General features: G+C 53.0%; 24 protein-coding genes and 1 riboswitch. Of the genes, 18 read left to right on the top strand and 6 right to left on the bottom strand.

Annotated elements, in window-relative coordinates; translation table 11 throughout:
* The first annotated feature begins 5 nt into the window (after nt 1-5).
* The gene (gene bioD / locus ACWAU4_RS13970; protein WP_028780466.1) at nt 6-695 is read left to right on the top strand and encodes a dethiobiotin synthase; all 690 of its coding nucleotides are present in this window, start codon (nt 6-8) and stop codon (nt 693-695) included.
* A gap of 45 nt (nt 696-740) precedes the next feature.
* Here bioD and pepE read toward each other — a convergent pair whose 3' ends face one another.
* On the bottom strand, nt 741-1451 hold the full coding sequence (gene pepE, locus ACWAU4_RS13965; protein WP_208124882.1) for a dipeptidase PepE: 711 nt from the start codon (nt 1449-1451) through the stop codon (nt 741-743).
* Nucleotides 1452-1739: 288 nt separating this feature from the next.
* Here pepE and htpX point away from each other — a divergent pair, with 288 nt between their 5' ends.
* Complete coding sequence (gene htpX, locus ACWAU4_RS13960) at nt 1740-2606, top strand: protease HtpX (protein WP_025011003.1); 867 nt, start codon at nt 1740-1742, stop codon at nt 2604-2606.
* Between the two features lie 305 nt (nt 2607-2911).
* Nucleotides 2912-3259: a tetraheme c-type cytochrome CctA gene (cctA, locus tag ACWAU4_RS13955; protein ID WP_025011002.1), complete on the top strand. Its 348-nt coding sequence runs from the start codon at nt 2912-2914 to the stop codon at nt 3257-3259.
* 100 nt (nt 3260-3359) lie between these two features.
* Here cctA and ACWAU4_RS13950 read toward each other — a convergent pair whose 3' ends face one another.
* The gene (locus ACWAU4_RS13950; protein WP_208124881.1) at nt 3360-4100 is read right to left on the bottom strand and encodes a cytochrome b/b6 domain-containing protein; all 741 of its coding nucleotides are present in this window, start codon (nt 4098-4100) and stop codon (nt 3360-3362) included.
* Nucleotides 4101-4282: 182 nt separating this feature from the next.
* On the opposite strand from ACWAU4_RS13950, the gene ACWAU4_RS13945 reads away from it, so the two are divergent.
* Nucleotides 4283-4927 carry a helix-turn-helix transcriptional regulator gene (locus tag ACWAU4_RS13945; RefSeq protein WP_096142264.1) on the top strand — a complete coding sequence of 215 codons (645 nt, stop codon included), beginning with the start codon at nt 4283-4285 and terminating at the stop codon, nt 4925-4927.
* On the opposite strand, the gene ACWAU4_RS13940 is transcribed toward ACWAU4_RS13945, so the two are convergent.
* Complete coding sequence (locus ACWAU4_RS13940) at nt 4924-6678, bottom strand: M61 family metallopeptidase (protein ID WP_208124880.1); 1755 nt, start codon at nt 6676-6678, stop codon at nt 4924-4926. The genes ACWAU4_RS13945 and ACWAU4_RS13940 overlap by 4 nt on opposite strands.
* Before the next feature lie 240 nt (nt 6679-6918).
* Here ACWAU4_RS13940 and hinT point away from each other — a divergent pair, with 240 nt between their 5' ends.
* From hinT to ACWAU4_RS13885, 11 genes are all read left to right on the top strand, one after another.
* A complete protein-coding gene (gene hinT, locus ACWAU4_RS13935) occupies nt 6919-7275 on the top strand; it encodes a purine nucleoside phosphoramidase (RefSeq protein ID WP_025010998.1) in 357 nt (118 codons plus the stop codon).
* Complete coding sequence (locus ACWAU4_RS13930) at nt 7272-7772, top strand: PaaI family thioesterase (RefSeq protein WP_028780462.1); 501 nt, start codon at nt 7272-7274, stop codon at nt 7770-7772. The genes hinT and ACWAU4_RS13930 overlap by 4 nt, the downstream gene beginning before the upstream one ends.
* Nucleotides 7769-8221: a PaaI family thioesterase gene (locus ACWAU4_RS13925; RefSeq protein ID WP_025010997.1), complete on the top strand. Its 453-nt coding sequence runs from the start codon at nt 7769-7771 to the stop codon at nt 8219-8221. The genes ACWAU4_RS13930 and ACWAU4_RS13925 overlap by 4 nt, the downstream gene beginning before the upstream one ends.
* 17 nt (nt 8222-8238) lie before the next feature.
* The gene (locus ACWAU4_RS13920) at nt 8239-8628 is read left to right on the top strand and encodes a YcfL family protein (protein ID WP_044734760.1); all 390 of its coding nucleotides are present in this window, start codon (nt 8239-8241) and stop codon (nt 8626-8628) included.
* 147 nt (nt 8629-8775) lie between these two features.
* Nucleotides 8776-8885: riboswitch (TPP riboswitch) on the top strand.
* Between the two features lie 55 nt (nt 8886-8940).
* Entirely contained in the window at nt 8941-11097 is a 2157-nt protein-coding gene (locus tag ACWAU4_RS13915; RefSeq protein ID WP_208124879.1) for a TonB-dependent receptor, read from the top strand.
* 63 nt (nt 11098-11160) lie between these two features.
* Nucleotides 11161-11421 carry a hypothetical protein gene (locus ACWAU4_RS13910; protein WP_208124878.1) on the top strand — a complete coding sequence of 87 codons (261 nt, stop codon included), beginning with the start codon at nt 11161-11163 and terminating at the stop codon, nt 11419-11421.
* 3 nt (nt 11422-11424) lie between these two features.
* Nucleotides 11425-12075: a nicotinamide riboside transporter PnuC gene (pnuC, locus tag ACWAU4_RS13905; protein ID WP_025011200.1), complete on the top strand. Its 651-nt coding sequence runs from the start codon at nt 11425-11427 to the stop codon at nt 12073-12075.
* Nucleotides 12072-13166, top strand: coding sequence for a phosphotransferase (locus tag ACWAU4_RS13900; RefSeq protein WP_208124877.1), 1095 nt, complete (start codon nt 12072-12074; stop codon nt 13164-13166). Before pnuC ends, ACWAU4_RS13900 begins: the two co-directional genes overlap by 4 nt.
* 52 nt (nt 13167-13218) lie before the next feature.
* Nucleotides 13219-14064, top strand: a complete 846-nt coding sequence (locus tag ACWAU4_RS13895; protein WP_025887128.1) for a DUF6279 family lipoprotein — start codon at nt 13219-13221, stop codon at nt 14062-14064.
* Between the two features lie 188 nt (nt 14065-14252).
* On the top strand, nt 14253-14864 hold the full coding sequence (locus ACWAU4_RS13890) for an HvfX family Cu-binding RiPP maturation protein (RefSeq protein WP_045282668.1): 612 nt from the start codon (nt 14253-14255) through the stop codon (nt 14862-14864).
* Nucleotides 14865-14964: 100 nt separating this feature from the next.
* Nucleotides 14965-15513, top strand: coding sequence for an NAD(P)H nitroreductase (locus tag ACWAU4_RS13885; protein WP_025887130.1), 549 nt, complete (start codon nt 14965-14967; stop codon nt 15511-15513).
* Between the two features lie 67 nt (nt 15514-15580).
* Here ACWAU4_RS13885 and ACWAU4_RS13880 read toward each other — a convergent pair whose 3' ends face one another.
* Together ACWAU4_RS13880 and ACWAU4_RS13875 are read right to left on the bottom strand one after the other, a co-directional pair.
* Nucleotides 15581-16318: an oxygen-binding di-iron domain-containing protein gene (locus ACWAU4_RS13880; RefSeq protein WP_208124876.1), complete on the bottom strand. Its 738-nt coding sequence runs from the start codon at nt 16316-16318 to the stop codon at nt 15581-15583.
* Between the two features lie 12 nt (nt 16319-16330).
* Complete coding sequence (locus ACWAU4_RS13875) at nt 16331-16939, bottom strand: hypothetical protein (RefSeq protein WP_025011204.1); 609 nt, start codon at nt 16937-16939, stop codon at nt 16331-16333.
* Between the two features lie 338 nt (nt 16940-17277).
* Here ACWAU4_RS13875 and ACWAU4_RS13870 point away from each other — a divergent pair, with 338 nt between their 5' ends.
* Nucleotides 17278-17901, top strand: a complete 624-nt coding sequence (locus ACWAU4_RS13870) for a 2OG-Fe(II) oxygenase (protein WP_208124875.1) — start codon at nt 17278-17280, stop codon at nt 17899-17901.
* A gap of 55 nt (nt 17902-17956) precedes the next feature.
* On the opposite strand, the gene ACWAU4_RS13865 is transcribed toward ACWAU4_RS13870, so the two are convergent.
* A complete protein-coding gene (locus tag ACWAU4_RS13865) occupies nt 17957-18496 on the bottom strand; it encodes a hypothetical protein (protein WP_144190728.1) in 540 nt (179 codons plus the stop codon).
* A gap of 477 nt (nt 18497-18973) precedes the next feature.
* Here ACWAU4_RS13865 and ACWAU4_RS13860 point away from each other — a divergent pair, with 477 nt between their 5' ends.
* Entirely contained in the window at nt 18974-19588 is a 615-nt protein-coding gene (locus ACWAU4_RS13860; protein WP_025887132.1) for a GNAT family N-acetyltransferase, read from the top strand.
* Between the two features lie 42 nt (nt 19589-19630).
* Nucleotides 19631-20086: a GNAT family N-acetyltransferase gene (locus ACWAU4_RS13855; RefSeq protein WP_025887133.1), complete on the top strand. Its 456-nt coding sequence runs from the start codon at nt 19631-19633 to the stop codon at nt 20084-20086.
* The last annotated feature ends 6 nt before the right edge of the window (nt 20087-20092 follow it).

Below are 20092 nucleotides of genomic sequence, written 5' to 3'. Positions count from 1 at the left end.
CGATGATTTTTTTTGTAACAGGTACAGATACCGACAGTGGCAAGACTCAGGTCGGGGCCGCGCTGCTGCATAAGGCACGAGTCGAGCATGGCTTGAAAACCTTGGGGGTAAAACCCCTGGCCTCGGGTTGCCACAACACCCCTTACGGGCTGAGAAACCCGGACGCCCTGGCCCTGATTGATGAATCCACTCTGAAACTGCAGTACGACAAGGTGAATCCTTTCAGTTTTGAGCCGGCGATTGCCCCTCATGTTGCTGCCGCCGATCTCGGCTTGGATATCAGCCCCGAGGCGGTACTGGCAGCGCTGGATTTTACCCAATATGCCATGGCCGATTTCTGCCTGATAGAAGGGGCCGGTGGTTGGCGTTTGCCTTTGGGGGAGGGGCGTTTCTTATCGGAAGCGGTGCAGGGACTGGCTCTGCCCGTGATTCTGGTGGTGGGAATGAAGCTTGGCTGCCTTAATCATGCCGTGTTGACCCAGGAAGTGATCCGCGCCGATGGGCTTGAAATCGCCGGTTGGGTGGCCAATCGCGCCGAAGCCGATATGAGTCGCTTCGATGAAAACCTGGCCAGCCTTAAAGACTTGATGCAGGCGCCGCTGTTGGGAGTGGTGCCGCATCTGGCTCATCCCAGTGCCGAGGCCATGTCTCAGCACCTGGATTTGAGCCCTTTGCTGGCCAAAGTGCCCGGTTGAGCCCTGGAGTTAAAAAGAAGCAAGGCCACGTAGGGCCGAGGTTTTTTAGCTCAATAGATTGGAAAGATCACTGCCTACAGGCACGGGGATCTCCTGCTCTACACCGCTGAACAGATAAGCTTCCTTATCTCCTAAAAGACTCAGTTTATTGTCCTGCAGCAACAGGGCGCTGCCTTCTTGGATGGCCAGTACCGGCGTCTTGGGATCGATACAGGTAAACTCAAGCAAGCGCTGGGCCCGGGTTTCACCATTGTGACCCGGCGCCTTGTAGTTGCTGTAATGCGGATTGATTTGCAGTGGCAGCAGGCCAAGGGCACTGAATGATGGCGGCTCTATAATAGGCATATCATTGGTGGTACGTATGCTGAGACCGGCAATATTTGAACCTGCACTCCAGCCGATATAGGGTTTGCCGGCGGCGACTTCCTCTTTGATCAGATGCAGCAGATCGTAGCGGTACAACTCATGCAACAGGTGGAAGGTATTGCCACCACCAACCAGAATGCCGTCAGCATCGCGAATAGCCTGCTTGGGATCGCCATGTTGATGGATAGAGGAGATATCCAGCCTCAATGGTGCCAGGCCATTAACCACGGCTTCCAGATAGTTGTCATAGCTCATGCTGACACCGGCATAAGGGATAAATATCCACTTGCGGGCCTTTTCTGTCATAGGCTCAATATAGGGCAGGGCATGTTCCAGGTAAGGGGTGTCGCCAGCGCGGGAGCTGCTGAGCAGCAGGGTATTTATCGTCATAATCGTCGCTGTCCTTCAGATTGATTTGCGTTGCTTGATGGTAACAAAAAGCCTTTACACTCAACAATCGCCGCCGGTGTTTTTGGTCGCCTTAAAAAGCTGCACTCGGGCAATTGATTAAGTTTGATTTAATCAAGCCTGCCTAGACTGCTTCCTCTGCGTAACCGGGGCGTTTGGGCGGGAAAGCTAAACAATAATTTACCTTTTCCCACTTGAATTCCCGCCAAGTGGACATATTATGTCTGCAATGACGCAATTCCGGTACAAGGGTACCTTACAGGAGCTGATATGAAGCGTGTATTTCTATTGATTTTGACTAACCTTGCCATCCTGTTGGTGGCATCGATCGTCATGTCTATTTTGGGTGTCAATACTCAAACCATGGGTGGCTTGCTGGTGTTTGCGGCGATCTTCGGTTTTGGTGGCGCCTTTATCAGCTTGGCGATTTCCAAGTGGATGGCCAAGAAGACTATGGGCTGTGAGGTGATCACTCAGCCCCGAGATAACACAGAGCGTTGGTTGCTCGAGACCGTAGCCCGTCAGGCACAGCAGGCCGGGATCAAGATGCCGGAAGTGGCCATCTACCAATCGCCTGAACTGAACGCCTTTGCTACAGGCCCAAGCAAAAACAATTCTCTGGTGGCAGTGAGTACAGGTCTGCTTTACGGCATGAGTGCCGATGAAGTGGAAGCCGTACTGGCGCACGAAGTCAGCCATGTGGCCAACGGTGACATGGTGACTCTGACCCTGATCCAGGGCGTGGTGAACACCTTTGTTATCTTTGCTGCCCGTGTGGTTGCCGGTATCATCAACAACTTTGTTGCCAGCAACGATGAAGAGGGTGAAGGCCTGGGCACCATAGCTTATATGGCTGTGGTATTTGTGCTGGATATGCTGTTTGGTATTCTGGCGTCCATGGTGGTGGCTTACTTCTCCCGCATCCGTGAGTTCCGCGCCGATGAAGGTGCCGCTCGCCTTGCCGGCAAGAACAAGATGATTGCGGCGCTTGAACGTCTGCGCACCGGGCCGGAAACCGGTGCCATGCCGGCCAATATGTCGGCCTTCGGTATCAATGGCAAGCGCTCAATGACCGAACTCTTTATGAGTCACCCACCGCTTGAAAAGCGTATCGAAGCGCTGAGAAACCGCGGATAATTTAGCAATACTTTCTCTTAAGGAGGCCGGTTGGCCTCCTTTTTTTATGCTGTTGAAACGCTTATTGATACAGATGCTTATGTGTAAATTAAATGTAAAATTCCGTAATTAACCGATGGTTACATGATTCAGCGCACATTTTGCTTTTGCGCAAGTTGTTAAAGTGGCGGCGACTCAGAATTAGTTTGCCAATTGGCAAAAGCTTGGCTAAGTTAATCCAAGTCGTGCTATTTACTGATAGTGAGACAAAGGTCATACCTGACATAAGAACCTTTGCTCGACTGTCATCATCGGAGGATATTATTGTGAGCAAGAAACTCTTGAGTGTGTTGTTCGGTGCCGGTTTGGCCGCACTGGCCATGTCACCGTCTGCTTTTGCAGAAGATCAGAAGCTGTCAGATTTCCACGCGGATATGGGTGGCTGTGAAAGCTGTCATGCCGATGGTTCACCTTCAGCTGACGGCGCCTATGAATTTGAACAGTGTCAGAGCTGTCACGGTTCGCTGGCAGAAATGGATGCGGTACACAAGCCACACGATGGTGCCTTGATGTGTGCTGATTGCCATGCTCCCCACGACATGAACGTAGGTCAAAAGCCTACCTGCGATAGCTGCCACGATGATGGCCGTACTTCAGATAGCGTACTGAAGTAAGAAGCGCATATCGCACGAATGACAACGCCGGCTTGATGCCGGCGTTATTGTTTCTGGCTGGTGCCTATCTCTGGCTCTGTGTGGTGAGCCAATATCTCAGTCAGTCTTTATCCACCGGCGTTGTTGGCAGATATTTATTGCCGGAAAACATAGCAGAAATAATACCGGGCTGACGCTTACGCTCGGCGTGGATCACCGCGGCTACGTGCAGCAATACCAAGAGAAGCAACAGATATACGCTGTAGACATGTACTTTCCCTGCCAAGCCCTTGGCGCCCTTAATCGCTGCAGCCTTGTCTGGATTAACGCCTGTGTCATCATAGGGTTTGAGGCTGGCAGGCTCAACACCATCGGCGGCGATATATTCCTGAACCATGCCGCCCAGCGGTGGATAGAAGATGTCAGTACCGGCTCGCACCAAACCTGTCACCATGATCAGCGTCAGCAAACCCAATAAGGCGATGACCGCCAGTTTGCCCGCCGGATTATGGCCGAGATATTGTGGGTTTTCGCCTTTCTTGAGTGTTGCACGATAGCCTGCCAATTCCCCTTTTTTGGGGAGTAGTTTACCAAGACGGGCCTTGATCGGGCCGAATAATCCCCACAGTAATCTGAATGCCAGGTTGATGGCAAAGGCATAACCTATCCAGACGTGCAGCGTCTTCAGGCCGATTTTGGCGTCGAGACCACTGATCCCGAAGTCAGATTTGAACATCATTACCCCGCCGATGATCACCAGCAGCAGCACCAAAAGCAGGTTTATCCAATGAAAAAGGCGAGTGGGAAGATCCCATGCCTTATAGCGAGACAGGCGCACTTCGCCCGCAGTATTTGTTTCCATGTTTGATCCCCCAGATCTGTTTTACCCCTTTATGTTAACGCCTGTAGCGGCGCTTGTTCAGTTAACTCTTATTCATTTTGAGTTTTTGGTAAGGAATCTGTACTTCCATTTCAAGCAGTTGTCTGCTTTGATACTCATGTTGCGGTAATGTAAATTTTAGGTTTTTTAGCTGAGGGCAGCCTATGTTCAATGTGATGCACTGGCTGGTGGTTTCCAGATCCGCGCTGTTGACCGAGCTGATGGATAGCCGTTGGCCGCAGGAGTTTCTGGTACGCTTGTCCTGCTTATCTCCCGATAGATGGCACACTGATGCCTTGGGAGCTGATGTCGACATGCTGTTGCTGGATTTGGCCACAGTGGAACCGGCCTTGGGCTATAAGATTCTTAAACAGGCCACCAGGAATCGTGGTTGCAAAGTGGTGTTACTGCATTATCCCAGAAGGGTGGAGTATGAATGCCTGTTGTTGCCGTCTGTGGTCAAGGCGGTTTTCTATCCCGAGGCGACCTTGGCACAGTTGGGCCGTGGCCTGGATATTGTGCAGAAGGGCGGTTGCGATATTCCTTTTGAGTTGCAATCTCGGCTGGCCAAGGGAGAACTCAGTGGCGATGTACTGACTTTCAGGGAGCGGGAGGTGCTGCAGGCGCTACTGGCCGGGCTCAGTAATCAACAGATTGCCACTTCCCTCTATGTCAGTGAAAGTACGGTCAAGACCCATCTCTATCGGGTGTTTCGCAAACTGAATTTAAGCAACCGAGCCCAGGTGATGGCCTGGGCCCAGCGTCACTTGATGGCCGATGTGGCCGAGAGTCAAGGCTCAGGCAGTTAACCCAGCCAGGCCTTGGCTTTGGCTGGATCGGTGAGCTTGAGTGACACAGTATCTATTGCCGCCGGGTTGATAGGCAGTTGGCCTGTCATCAGTTCATCACGGCGGAAGAAGTGCAGCTCCAGACTATCGCCGGGCTCATATTGTTGCAGTTCATTTTCAAATTGAGCGCCGACCTGCAGACCATTGGCGGCAATCAGCAGATCCTGAGCCGCGAGCCCGGCGCTGTGAGCCGCGCTGCCGTTGGTTACACTCACAATTCGTAACCCCAGGGCTTCAGCCTTGTAGCGGGCTCCGAAGCCGATTTTTTGCCCCTCAACATCCCCGCCGCCCTGATCCTGAGCGCCTTGGGCACTGCGAAGCTGCATCTCGATTCCGAATTGCGCCAGCAGGGGCGCCAGTGGCAATTCTTGGGTATTATCCAGAAAGGCAAATTCTGCGCTGGCATCCCGGCCAAGCAGCTCCTCGTAGAGGCGGCGATGGGAGTCATCTTCAGTGCCTATACCCTGGCTGCCAAAGGCCTGCCACAGCTTTTGCATCAGGTTATCCAGTGTGTATTTTCCCTGGGTTTCCAGTCTCAGAGTCAAGTCCAGATACAGGGCAAACAAAGCTCCCTTGGTGTAATAGCTGACGATGGCGTTGGCGGCGTTTTCATCCTGTTTGTAGAACTTGGTCCAGGCATTGAAGCTCGAATCTGTCAGGCTCTGCAACTGCCTGCCCGGCATGCGATACACCCGGGTCATGGTCTGGGATAGCATCTCCAGATATTGCTCATTGGAAACCCTGTTGGCTCTGAGTGTCATCAGGTCATCATAGTAGGAGGTGATACCTTCATAAGCCCACAGCTGACGGGTGTAGCTCTCGGCCTCCAGCGCATAGGGCATGAAGCTGGCAGGCTTAATGCGTTTGACGTTCCAGCTGTGGAAGTATTCGTGACTGCAGAGCGACAGATAAGTGCGGTAATCCTTGTTGACCGGCATCTCCATACTCAGCGGCAGATCCTTACGGGAGCAGTGCAGGGCGGTGGAGGCTTTGTGTTCCAGTCCTCCAAAGCCATTGCCCAATACCTGGGTCATAAACAGATAGCGCTCAAACGGCGCTTCACCGAAGAGGCGGATCTGGCTCTCGCAAATAGCCTTGAGATCGTCAAGCAGTCTGGGCATGTGGCAGCGGTGACGCCCGGTCAGTATCACATCATGGCGCACGCCACAGGCCTCAAAGCTGCCGTGGGTAAAGGTGCCCATCTCCACCGGATGGTCGATAAGCTCATCATAGTTGGCGGCGCTGAAACGGCCGAACTGCCACTCTTCACCCTCGATTCGACTCAGGGTTGTTGCCAGCTGCCAGTTGGCCTCCTCCTCCGGAGGCAGAATTTCCAGCTCCAGCGGCTCAAGCTCTTTGCCGGCCACCGCCAAAAAGACGCTGCTGCCGTTGAAAAAGCCGTGGGTCTGATCCAGGTGGGCGCTGCGCACCGACATATCCCAGGCATAAACCGAGTAGCGCAGTTGCAGCGATTCGGCATTGGAATCTATCAGCCAGCGCTGCTTGTCAAGCTGAGTAATGCTGAGCGGACGCTCCAGCTCATCAAAGGCTTTAAGATCTATGATATTGCGACAAAAATCGCGAACCATGTAGCTGCCCGGGATCCAGGATGGCAACCAAAGTTCCTGTTTCGGAGCCGGTGCCTGAATGGTGATTTTGACCTCGAACAGGTGAGCGTGGGGATCTATGGGGCAAATCTGATAACTGATCATCTGATATCCGTATGAATCGTTGGCGAGTGCCGGGAGCCAAATTGGGTGCTATCCGGCTGAGCATGGCGACAATGCTGCCAAAAAAGCCAGGCTGCGGCAATTGCTGCCGAGTTTTAAATGGCTTGGGGTTCAAATCGCCGTGGCCGATTACATCTCCGGGCCGAATGGTATTATACTGCCAAGAACACAGAGGTTTGGCCCTTGGGCCGAGTCTGAACCGACACACCGGAGAGTGGCAAAATGGCCGAAGAAACCATATTCAGCAAAATTATCCGCCGTGAAATCCCCACGGACATTCTGTATCAGGACGAATTGGTAACCGCCTTTCGGGATATCAATCCCAAGGCGCCCACCCATGTACTGATAGTGCCCAATCATCTGATCCCCACAGTCAATGACGCCAAGGCCTCGGATGAGCAGGCCATAGGCCGTATGGTGACTGTGGCTGCCAAGCTGGCCGCCGAGGCCGGGATCGCCGAGGACGGTTATCGTTTAATCATTAACTGTAATGAACATGGCGGCCAGGAAGTGTTCCACATCCACATGCATCTGCTTGGCGGTAAAGCCTTGGGGCCTATGGTGAGTTCAGCGTCATGAAAGTGAATCCGGAGTTTTTCCCGCTGACGACTCTGGCTACCCGTTTCGTCAACCAGTTGGCCCAGTGCCGCCGTCTTGGGCTCAAGGTGCATGAGGCCAGTGAGCACCATGTACTGATAGAATTGCCTTACAGCACCGAGCTGGTGGGTTACCCTGAAACTGGGGTTATTCATGGTGGGGTTATCACCACATTGATGGATACTGCCAGTGGTTGCGCCGTGGTTTGTGCCATCAAGGACAAATATGGTTCGCTGGAGATCTCGCCAACTCTGGATCTGCGGGTCGACTATATGAAGCCTGCCGAGCCCCACAAGCCGGTGTATGGTTTTGCCGAGTGTTATAAATTGTCATCCAGCGTAGCGTTCACCCGGGCCATTGCCTATCAGGACAGCATAGACGACCCCATAGCCCATGCGGTTGGCTCCTTTATGCGGATAAGCCCTGAAATGATAGGGGATACTTTCCGCAAGGCACTGATGGGTGAGGAAACAAAATGACAGATCCCAAGGCATCCATGGATGTAAAAAGCATAGTTGCTAAAGTGACAGAAACCAATGATTTCAGTCACTTGCTTGAGCATGTTCCCTATGCTCGCTTTATCGGCATGCAGGTGGACAGGTTTGGCGATGAACTGGTGTTTCGTCTGCCGGCCAAAGATGACAACATAGGTAACCCGGTACTGCCGGCCATTCACGGTGGCGTGATAGCCGGGTTTATGGAGATGTCGGCCATCATCCAGCTTATGGTGTTTATGCAAACCAGTAAGGTGCCCAAGGTGGTTGATTTTTCCATCGACTATTTACGCGCCGGTTATCATAAGGACAGTTTCGCCGAGTGCCGAATAACCCGTCAGGGGCGGCGAGTGGCCAATGTCAATATCGACTGCTGGCAAACCAACCGCAAACAGTTGATTGCAACGGCCAGGGCGCACTTTTTGATTGATTGAGAATAAGGGATTGGCAGATGAAAAAAGTCTTGGTAATAGCAGCAACCCTGCTGGCTCTGGCAGGCTGCGCCAACCATACGGCCGGGGTGTATGCCAGCTCGACCGGTGAAACCCGCGCAGACAACAGCAGCTTTGCCCGCTCTGTGAGTGTGGGTGATCTTATGGCCAGAGGCGAGGGCGGCTTGCTCAGAGGCACAGCCACCATCAGCAGCAAGGTCGCTACCGATATGCGCATTCAGTACAAGTTCACCTGGTATGATGCCAGCGGCTATACCCTGGATGATGAAGGTGTGTCCTGGAAGTCGGTCAAGCTGCATGGTAAACAACAGTTGCAGGTGAGCGCCGTGGCGCCGAATCCGACCGCCAGCCGTTTTGAGATCTATGTGCGCGAGGCCTTTTCAAACTAAAAGTTGAAACCTCGGCACCACTGCCGCCCGAGCCATTATTCCCGTTGAATGCTCAACACTCGGGAGTATTGGAGTGGGCGGTTTTTTTATGCCCTCAGGTACAATTTGGCAACCTGGCTCACTTTTGTTGGTAACTCGTGTATACTGGCCCGCGCCAAGGGGTGTTTACCGCATTGCGGTTGACTGAGATGTCGTATGACGAACCCTTAGAACCTGATCCGGCTAGTACCGGCGTAGGAATGGGCCACAATTCGTGCACTTTCAACTCGCTTTCTTATTGCCGGATCTCAAACTGTGAATATTTGAGGTCCTATGTCCAAGTTTACCGTACCTACTCTGCTTGCCAGCACCATTCAGATGCTGCTGTGGGCACCCGTTCATGCCGCCGATAATCCCGGCGTTGAAAAGCAAGATGAGCAACAAGCCATGGAAGTAATAGTCGTCAGCGGCGACTTTCGTGGCCTGACGCTGGAGAAGATGCCCTCCAGTGTGACTGTTATCGATGAGCAGCGCATTGAAGATCAAGGCGCCGAGCATTTCGAAGACATGCTGGGTAATGTGGCCAACTTCAACTGGTCAGGTGCCAGCTCCCGGCCAAGATACTTCCAGATCCGCGGTGTAGGTGAGCAGGAGCAATACCAGGGCGCGCCCAACTCCTCTGTGGGCTTTATTATCGACGATATCGACCTCTCCGGGCTGGGCAGCGTTTCCAGCCTGTACGACCTGCAGCAGTTTGAAGTGCTGCGCGGCCCACAGGGCACCCGCTATGGCGCCAATGCCCTGGCCGGTCTTATCTATCTCAAGAGCAATGATCCCACAGACGTGTTCGAGCACGGCGCCGAAGTCTCGCTCGGTAATGATAATCTGCAAACCTTCAGCGGCTTCAGCTCCGGCCCAGTGACTGATTCCGGCAAGTTGCTCTATCGTGTGGCGCTGCAGCAACACAAGCAGAACGGTTATCGCGACAACCTGTATCTGGGCCGTGACGATACCAATGAGCGCGATGAATTCAGCGGCCGTATCAAGCTGCGCTGGTACGCCACCGACAAGTTGCAGGCGGACTTCACTCTACTGCACGCCGATTTTGACAATGGTTATGATGCCTGGACCCTGGACAATAACGGCTTCAATACCATTACCGATGCGCCGGGCGTCGACAAGCAGCGCACCACGGGATCCAGTCTCAAGCTGAGTTATACCGGCTTCGAGGCTTTTGAGCTGGTGTCCCTGTCAAGCTATGCCGCCACAGATCATCATCACGGTTACGACGGTGACTGGGCCAACCCGGATTACTGGGCCGGGAAAGAGTGCGGCGGCGCACCCTGTGAGTACGATTACACCTGGGATAAACGCGGCGAGCGGCGCACTCTGTCACAGGAGTTCAGATTCAGCTCCAACGAGGCCGGGCGGATTTTCGGCGGCAGCACAGACTGGCTGGCCGGGCTCTATTTTATGGATCTCGATGAGGACAATGATCTCTACTCTGAATACAACAGCTGGCCGGATGAAGTGTTGACTTCCCGCTACAGCGCCAGTAACTATGCGGTGTTTGCCCAGTTGGACTCAGATCTGGGGGCGGGCTACAGCCTGTCTATCGGTGCTCGTATCGAGCGACGTGAGAGTGACTACAGCGACAGCAATGGTGATGCCTTTAGCCCATCGGAAAACATGTGGGGCGGCCATATCGCCCTGTCCAAGGCTCTGACTGAACACCATGAAGCCTATGCTCGGATAGCCAGGGGCTACAAGGCCGGTGGTTTTAATATGACGCTGCCCCAGGAGCTGGCCGACAAGAAAGAGTTCGATACCGAAATCCTCTACAACTATGAACTGGGGCTGAAATCCAGTTGGGCCGATGGCTTGCTGGATACACGTCTGGCACTGTTCTTTATGGACAGGGAAGATCAGCAGGTAGCGGCCTCGCTGCAGGATCCTGTCGATCCCCAGCGCTTTATTCTGTTCACTGAAAACGCCGGCAGCTCCAATAACTATGGCGCCGAGCTGGAAGCCAACTGGTATCCCACAGATTCACTGCAGTTCTACACCAGCCTTGGGTATCTGCAGACAGAATACGGTGATTACCTGTATCAGGATAAATATGGCAACCCTGTGGATCTCAGCGGCCGGGAACTGGCCCACTCGCCGAGATGGACCTATAGTCTCGGCATGACCTGGCGCAATGACATGGGCTGGTTTGCCAACCTCAACAGCAGTGGCAAGAGTGCGTTCTACTATTCAGACAGCAATGACTCCCGCTCTGAAGACTATCAAGTGGTCAACGCCAAGCTGGGCTATGAGGCCGACAAGTGGTCGGTTTACCTCTGGGGCCGCAACCTGTTCGATGAAAAATACGGCGTGCGCGGTTTCTACTTCGGCAATGAGCCGGATCAGGACTGGGCCGAGAAGCAATATATCCGCTACGGGGACCCACGCCAGATTGGTGTGACCTTCAACGTCAAATTTATCTGATGGCATAAGCCGTTGTCGGCCGGGGCGTGTTGCAGCGCCCCGGTTCATTACAGGAGATGTAAAATGAAGTTAACTGCCGAAATCAGCATGTATCCGCTCCACGATGAGTACCTGGAGCCTATTCAATGGTTTATCAAGCGCCTGGACAGTTATGCCAACATAGAGAGAACCACCAATGCCATGGCGACTCAGGTATGCGGTGATTATGCCGACGTGATGGCCATGCTGGCCACTGAGATGCAGGCAGCGCACGAGAAATTTGGCAAGGCGGTGTTTGTCTGTAAATTTATCGGCGGTGAGCTGAACTTGGGCCACAGGGAATAACCCATGAGTGAATTCTGGCACTGGCTCGCCGAGGCCGGCTCTCAGGCCCAGGGCATGGGCGCCTGGGAAGCGGTAGCCGTGGTATTGGCCTTGGCCTATCTGCTGCTGGCCATGAAAGCCAATATCTGGTGTTGGGCGGCAGCCTTTGCCAGCACCGCCATCTACACTGTGCTGTTCTGGAAAGTCGCGCTGCTGATGGAGTCAGTGCTCAATGTCTATTACATGGCGATGGCGCTGTACGGATACTGGCTCTGGCGCCGGGGTGGGGAAAACCATCAAGGAGTGGCCGTGACCTCCTGGCCCTGGCAGCGGCACCTGGTACTGATTTTGTTGACTGGGTTGGTGTCTCTGTTTGTCGGTCATATGATGGCGACTTTCACTCAGGCAGCCTTTCCCTACCTGGATGCAGCAACCAGCTGTTTTGCTGTGATGACGACTTTTCTGGTGGCGCGCAAAGTGCTGGAAAACTGGCTCTATTGGGTGGTTATTGATCTGGTATCCATCTATCTCTATTTAAGCAAGGGCTTGATGTTGACCTCACTCTTGTTTGTGCTCTACGTGGGGATGGCGGTAGCCGGATACTTTATCTGGCGCGCCAGAGCCCAGGAGTCCCGCGGTCGCGACTCCTCACAGCTTGAAAGCGGCGCGGCATGAAAGGCAAACCGCTGACAGCACTTGAAACCAGTCTGGGTGAAGGTTTGAGCTGCGAGCTCAACGCCGCCCTCAAGCGGCTACAGTTGTGGCCGCTTGAGGGGGCCAAGCCGCTCACCCTTGGGCTAAGCAACCAAAACTGGTTCTTGCAGGCCGGTAGCGAGTCAATGGTGCTGAGAGTCAATTCCCCGGGCTCAGACCGTATCTGCGACAGAAACAACGAACTGGCATGTTGGCGGGTTGCCGAGAAGGCGAACCTGGCACCAGGGCTGATTTGGGTCAGCGCTGACAAGGGGTTATATCTGAGCCGCTTTATCGAACAAGCGCCGCAAGCCAACTGGCAGCAGTTACTCGCATCCAAAGGCGCGACCGAGATCGCAAGCGCGGCTCAAAAAGCCTATGTTAGCTCAAAAAGCCTCTCTGGCCTGCCTGAGCGTAAACATGATTCTAAACATGAGCCTAGACATGAGCCTAAACATGAATTGGGCTCAGGCGCTGTATTGGGAGCCAAGCAAGGCAAATCCCCTCAGGCCTTACTGCTGGAGTTGCTGCTGGGGCTGAGAGCATTGCCGGCTCCCAAGCTCGAAATCAGTGTTGCCGAGCAGTGGCGCATCTATCTGGAGCGGCTCGATGATATGGCACTGAGCCGGGGGCAGCCTTCAAGCTGGCAACAGCGGCTTATGCAACTTCACTCGGCCCAAGTGTTATTCGAGCAGTGCAACGCTCGGCTGGAAGCCTGTCTGCTGAGGCCTCAGTATTGTCACAGGGATCTCAATCCTCATAATCTGCTGCTGGCCGAGGATGGACTCAAGTGCGTCGATTTTGAATATGCCTGCGCTTCCCATCCGCTGTTTGAGTTGGCCGGGGTGCTGTCATCCCATCTGCTGAGCGCCGAGGGGCAGCAGTGGCTCATCTATCACTATCTTGAGCAGCATCCGCATTTAACCGGCGATGCCCACCTGGCCGTGGCTGCCGCCATCGATGTCTACTGGCTGTTTGCCTGCTGCTGGGCCTTGCAGATGGCCTGGGACAATCAGCAGCAGTCTTATCTCGACTGGTTTGATGACTTCTGGCATCTTGTAAAGCATCAATGAGTCAGGCAGGGAAGCTGTCGCCTGGCCTTAGCCAACTTAAAGTATTTAATGGATGAAACGCATTGTTATTGCCCTGGCGCTGCTTATTGCGCTCAGTGCCTGCTCCACCAAGGTCAGCTATTATTTCCTCGATTGGGCCATAGAGTGGCAGCTGGAAGATTATGTCACTCTCGACCGGCAACAGGAGCAGGCGTTTGACGCCATTCTCGACCCTTTTCTCGTCTGGCATCGCAGCCAGGAGTTACCCAGATACAGTGCCCAGTTAAAAACGCTGCAAACCGAGCTTGCCGATGGCACTTTAACGCCACAGAGTTGGCGCCATCATGTGGATATGGCAAGAGATCACTGGTTTCGGCTGTTTGCCCAGGTGTTTGACGATCTTTTGCCCCTTATCGCTTCTTTGAGTGATAAGCAGGTCGCCCAGGTGATAGCCAAACTGGAGGCCGATGAGCAGGAGCTGGTGGATGAATACAAGGACAAGAACCAGGAACAACTGATTAAAGATGCGGATGAACGGCTGGAGGAGCTGTTTGCCGATTGGCTGGGGCGTTTGAGTGAGCAGCAAAAGGCCCTGATCCATGAGCACAACAGCCGCCGACTGGCGACCTTGGATATGTGGCTCGAGTATCGTCACGAGTGGCTCCGGCAGTTCAAACAAGCCTTGCTGCAACGCAGTGATTCTGACTTGTTGGCGCAGCGCTTGCGGCTGCTGATGACATCGCCCGATGAGCTCAAGTCAGACGTCCACAAGCAGAAATTGGCGCAGAACACGGAAAACTTCGGCATGCTGTTGTTGCAACTGCACCAGAGCCTGAGTGAGCGCCAGCAAAAGCACTTCAAGCGTAAGCTGGGCAACTTGATTGACGATCTGGATGAACTGAGTCAGGCATCGCCTTGAGTTGGCACAGCCCTGAGCTTATGAGGCAGACATAGCCCTGAGCTTATGGGATCGTAAAGCGAGTCTTTGAGTTGTAGAACGGGCATGGGGCTTGTTCGCACCTTTCTAAACTAAAGACTGAAATAAAATCGCTTATTGCCGGGTCAACTGCAGCATGACAGGAATACTCCCCGAATAAGGACGCTTTCATGCAAGCCATCATTCAAACCTATGCGGCATTTTTGAAATCACTGCGCCAATTCGATGGCCTGGCACCTTTGGCATTGCGGCTCTATCTGGCGCCGGTGCTGGTGCAGGCCGGTTACAATAAACTCAGCCACTTCAGCGACACAGCGGCCTGGTTCGGTAATCCGGACTGGGGGCTGGGCTTGCCCATGCCTGAAGTGATGGTGGCGCTGGCGGCCGGGACCGAATTTTTTGGTGGCTTGTTGCTTCTGCTCGGGTTGGCCACTCGGCTGGTGGCTATCCCCATGAGTATTACCATGTTGGTGGCGGCCTTCAGTGTGCACTGGTCCAACGGCTGGCTGGCGATTGCCGATCCCTCATCCTGGCTCGCAAACGACAGGGTGATGGCTTCGGTGGAGAAGCTTGAGCGGGCCAAGGGGATACTGCAGCAGCACGGCAATTACGACTGGCTTACCAGTTCGGGTAACCTGGTGATCCTCAACAACGGCATTGAGTTTGCGGCCACCTATTTCATTATGCTGTTGGTATTGCTGTTTATGGGCGGCGGCCGTTACACCAGTGTGGACTATTTTATTGGCCGTAAATGGCTGCCCAAAACCGCTAACCTCGGCTGATTGTTGCTTAAAACAACTCGTCCGACTTTTTTGCCTCTGGCGATCCGGGGCGGATTTGGTATCCTGTGAAGTCATTGATATCTCAGCTGAGGATCGCGCATTGGACGCACTTACTCTTCTTCTTACCCGTCAATCATGTCCACGACTGCAGGCTCCGGCGCCGAATGAGGCGCAACTGAAAATTATCCTGGATGCCGCGGCCAGAGTACCGGATCACGGTGGCCTGGCGCCCTGGGAGTTTATTATTGCTACCGGCGAAGGGCTCAATCGCCTGGCGGATATTTTTGTGGCGGCCGCAACAGCAGATGGTGCCGACGAGGGCTTTATCAACAAGGCTGCCGGTATGCCGCTCAGGGCGCCTATGGTGATAACCGTGGTTGCCAAGACCAAAGATCATCCCAAGGTCCCCGAGTTGGAGCAGCAATTGGCAGCCGGCTGCGCCGTGATGGCGATGCAGCAGGCCGCATTTGCCCAGGGGCTTGGCGGAATATGGCGCACTGGTGCCTTTGCCTTTGACTCTACGGTCAATACGGCGTTGGGGCTTGATGGCAGCGATCAGATAGTGGGCTTTCTCTATCTGGGCACCCCTGTGGTTGAAGCGCCGCTCAAAGCCACCAAAGAGGGCAGCGCCTTTGCCCGCTATCTCTGATAGCTGCCAGCGACTCAATGGCGGAAAACTTGCCATGGGCCAAGCTCATGGCATCAAGCTATTGTACTCAGTTGCCTACCGCAACCCCCACCTCCAGGCGCTCGAACCAGTCGAGAAACTCAGGTATCTGCTCGCCCCTGAATATCCGCCCGTGCTGCGGACATAAATAGTCCAGCTCCAGCTCTCTCACTCTGGCTATCCAGTCCTGCTTGGCGCGGTTGGAGGGCATCCATCTTTGATGGAAAAAGCGCATCTTCTCGGTGTGACGGCCAAAGTCATCGACAAATAGCCCGGCATCCGTGTCTTCCAGTGCCGCACCTATATCGCCCGACATCAGCACTTTGCCGACAGGGTCGTAAACATGAAAATTGCCGGAAGCGTGCAGATAATGGGCCGGGATAAACTGCACCTCTACGCCATCGAGCGTCAGCTTGCCGCCTTGATCTTTAATGGCCTGGTATTGGATATGCTCCATCCCGAAATGGCGGATGAAACCTTCCCAAATCCAGGGCGCGTGCAGCTGGGCCCGCTCCAGCGTCTGATCCCACAACCCCAGGGAGGAGATGATATCGGGATCCTGATGGGATGCGAATAGATGGGTGAGCTGCTCTATGGGAATGTGGCAAACCACATTGGCCAGCATGGGGGCAAATAGCTCTATGCCACCCGGGTCCATCAGCAGAGCCTGCTCGGCAGTGACCAACATATATTGATTGGTGTCTATGATGCCGTCGGGTTTGTCCGGATCCCGGCCAAAATAGATCCATTTGTGGCTATGGGTTTCCAACAAGAGTTGGTTCTTCATCCCTGTACTCCCTTATTGTTCAAGTAATTGAATCGCCTTATCTACCTGAGTGCGGATCGCGCCGGCAGCAGCATCGACCCGGTTGGCAACATGGTTGAAAGTGGCCTGGTCGGCGGGCTTTATCCGGCAGGCTTCGATGCGGCACAGCGAGGCCAGCACTTTAGCGGTTTTCAGCTGCTGGCAGAGCTCTTCCAGTTGCAATTCAATATCCAGGCTCAGGCGTTTGCACTGCTGCTCAAGGGCCGTAAAGTGTTGGCTGTTCTTCTCCAGCGCCGGCATGATGCTGTCGCCATAACGGGCTTTACGGGCTTTCTCCCTGGCGCGGGCAAATTGCAGCATCGCCTTGCGGACTCGGGTCTGCTCGCTGGTCAGGCGGCTGATGGTCTGTGCCAGATGATTGATTCTCGCGGCTGAGTGGGTGGTGAAATGCGCCAGTTCGTCGATGGAGTGGGTCAGCGCCTTAAAGCCCAGCGCCATGCTGCCGGCGCGAATCGATGCCGCCTGGGCATTGCTGGCGATGATATTAATCTCTTTGCAGTGGCCCTGAGTCTTTTCCAGTTCGGCGGCTATGATGGCGGCACGAACATAGAACTGACGCGTTGGTTGACGTTCTGATCCCATAATTCACTGTTTTACAGTCATAATCCTGTTTGAGAGTATAGAAGATAATTAACTTGCCAACAGGCGCGAGCTGATTTTTCCCATCAATGGATTCAAGCTACAACTCAAGCGCTTGAATTTGCACCCTGTTTAGCTTGAAGAGTCTCTTTGATAATATATGCTTAGTGTTGTAACTATATGAATTGAAGTTTTATTTTGATTGTCAGCCCAAGTCGAATGCTCTAGTATCCGCTGCTATCAGAATCGGCCCCCGCTTTATTCAAGTGGGGGCTTTTTAGGTTGTGGCTTTGTCAATAAGCAGGCAATAACAGCCGCAGCATTTCAGAGAGGATCCCCATTTGGTTTCGCTATTAAACGATGAACTATTGGACAGGATTGCCGATGCACTTACGGACAAGGGATACATAGTGCTTGATGATGTGCTGCCGGAGACGTTGAGTAGCGCATTGCTGGATAAGGTTAACCACTCGCCGGTAGAGAGTTTTCGCTGGGCTGAAATCGGCCGTGGCAATGAGCGTGTTCGCGAGCAGGAGATACGTTCAGACAGGATCCGCTGGTTGAATGAAGCACAACAACCGGATGCCGACTATTTGGAATACATGGCCTGCTTGCGTCATGGGCTTAACCGGCGCCTGTTTATGGGGCTATTCGATTATGAAAGCCATTACGCCTTTTATCGCCCTGGTACTTTTTACCGTAAACACCTGGATGCGCTGCGGGGCAGTCGCAACCGGATCTTGACCACGGTATTTTTCCTTAACCCCGACTGGCAACTGGGTGATGGTGGCGAGCTGATGCTCTATGAAGAGGACGACGCTCTGCTTGAGCAGATCCCGCCGAGAATGGGCACTCTGGTGATCTTCCTGAGCGAGCGTTTCCCCCATGAAGTACTGCCAACCCATAAAGATCGCGCCAGCATAGCCGGTTGGTTCCGGGTTGCCGGTAGTTATGAATTGTTGTAACTGGCACGATATTTGGCCGGGGTTAACCCGGCCAACGTTTTACTATTCTGAGCGCTTATATTGTTGGGGTTAATTCTGATGTATCAAACGGAATTGCTTGACATAAATTATGATGGCCGTTCATAAGGCCAGCGATAAACTTTTCCACAATACTAACATCAAAAAATACCGTATTTGACTCTTTCACCCTAAAAACCAAACGTTTATGTAATGGAATAAGCTCGAGTTTTTCCGGGCATATAGCTAGACGAGAAACAATAGGTGGTCGGTGGGGCTTTGGATTTTGAATAATTCTACTACGCTCAGTATCTATAACGTCAATGACATTCTTTATTGATACTATGTACCTTTCTGTAAGAAGTTCATTTTCAATGAGCAAACTTGCTGGATATATCTCCACACCATAAGGGTCAAATGACATTATTAGTTTAGCAACTTCTTTGGATACGAGCTTATCACCTTTTTCAACGATATCAGGAATCTCAGTACTATCTGATATCTCTGGATCCTCCCAAGTTATGGGTGAAATAGAAGAGCAAGGTATATATTCATTGGTGGCATAAAAGTAACTTCTCTCATCAACCTCTTTAAACATACAATCAGACTCGTCGAAGTCCTCGGATAGGGTCCCTAAATTAAAACATTTCTTACTCATCATTCTGCCTTCGACTGCAATTATTCAACTGTCATGACTCTATTACCGTCTCTCTATAGTGATTCAAGGGAAGCACGAATTCAACTTGGAAGTGCGACTCCGTCTATGTGATCAGGAGGTTCTTCAGGAGCACCATCTCAGGTTGCTTCAATTCAATCTATATAGTGAGCAGAAGCGTGCTGCTCAACGGTTGATGCCTCAGTCCGTTCAACCATGCGTGTTGCACTTATTGACTGCAGCCCTGGCTGATATTCAGCGGGTCAAAAGGCCGGGTTTTCCCGTCAGATTGACAGAGTTCAGCTGGCTTGCTGCAGAAACCGTTTGTTAACATTTTCTCTGGTTTAATGATTTATTCATGTTAGTCTGGTAATCAAACAAGTGTTAAATCATCATCTTGCATTATTAGGGAGGCAAATCATGGGACTGGAAGCATGCTTGACCGGAGAACATGTGATCCTCGAACCTTTGAGTCAGGATCATCTGCCGGCGTTGTCGCTGGCGGTCGCCGATGGTGAGTTGTGGCGCTTGTGGTACACCAGCGTGCCGCATCCGGATGAGATGAAGGAGTATATCCAGCAGGCTTTGGATAGTGAGCAGCGCGGTGAAGCCTTGGCCTTTGCGGTACGTAGCCGAAGCAGCGGTGCAATTGTCGGTTGTACCCGCATTTGCAACTGGGATCAGGCCAACCGCCGGCTGGAGATAGGGTATACCTGGTATGCCAAGAGCGTGCAGCGCAGCGCCATCAATACCGAAACCAAGCTGTTGTTGCTGGAATACGCCTTCGAGACCCTGGATGTGATGGCGGTGGAGTTCAGAACCCATTTTCACAACCAAGCTTCACGGGAAGCCATCACCCGACTGGGAGCCAAGCAAGATGGCATCTTACGCAATCACAGACTGCTCAAGGACGGCAGTGTCAGGGATACAGTGGTTTACTCCATCATTGACAGCGAATGGCCTGAGGTGAAACAAGGCCTCAAGGACAGGCTGGCATTTTACAGTGATCAGTACCATGCCGAACTCGCACAGTGAGTGAGCGCCACTTAGGACAATAGAATTGAAGGGAAATCATTCATGCTAAAGCAAGTTATTCGGGCACAGTCACAGGATGCCGAGATTATCTCACCGCTGTTTGATGAGTATCGCCGGTTTTATGGATATCCCAGCGAGCCCGAACTGGCGTTAAGCTTTATCAGCCAAAGGCTTAAGCGGGATGAATCCGTGATCTTTTATCTGCCGGATGAGCAAAACCAAGCCTTGGGGTTTGTGCAGCTCTATCCCGGCTTTTCTTCGCTGCAGGCGGCGCCGCTGCTTATCCTCAATGATATTTATGTCACTCAGCATGCCAGGTGTGTCGGCATAGGTCGTGCGCTGCTCGATGCCACGCTGAGTTACGCCAAAGCACAGGGCATTGATGAATTGATCCTCGAAACCCAGCGTAATAATGTCAGGGCTCAAGCGCTCTATGAGTCCATTGGTTTTGTCCGGGACAATGAATTTTTCCACTACAGTCTGACCCTAAAACCTTGAAATTCA

This window comes from Shewanella sp. FeAMO, assembly GCF_053653955.1.
Note: the sequence above shows the minus strand (reverse complement) of the source record. Positions and strands in the feature narration are given on the sequence as shown.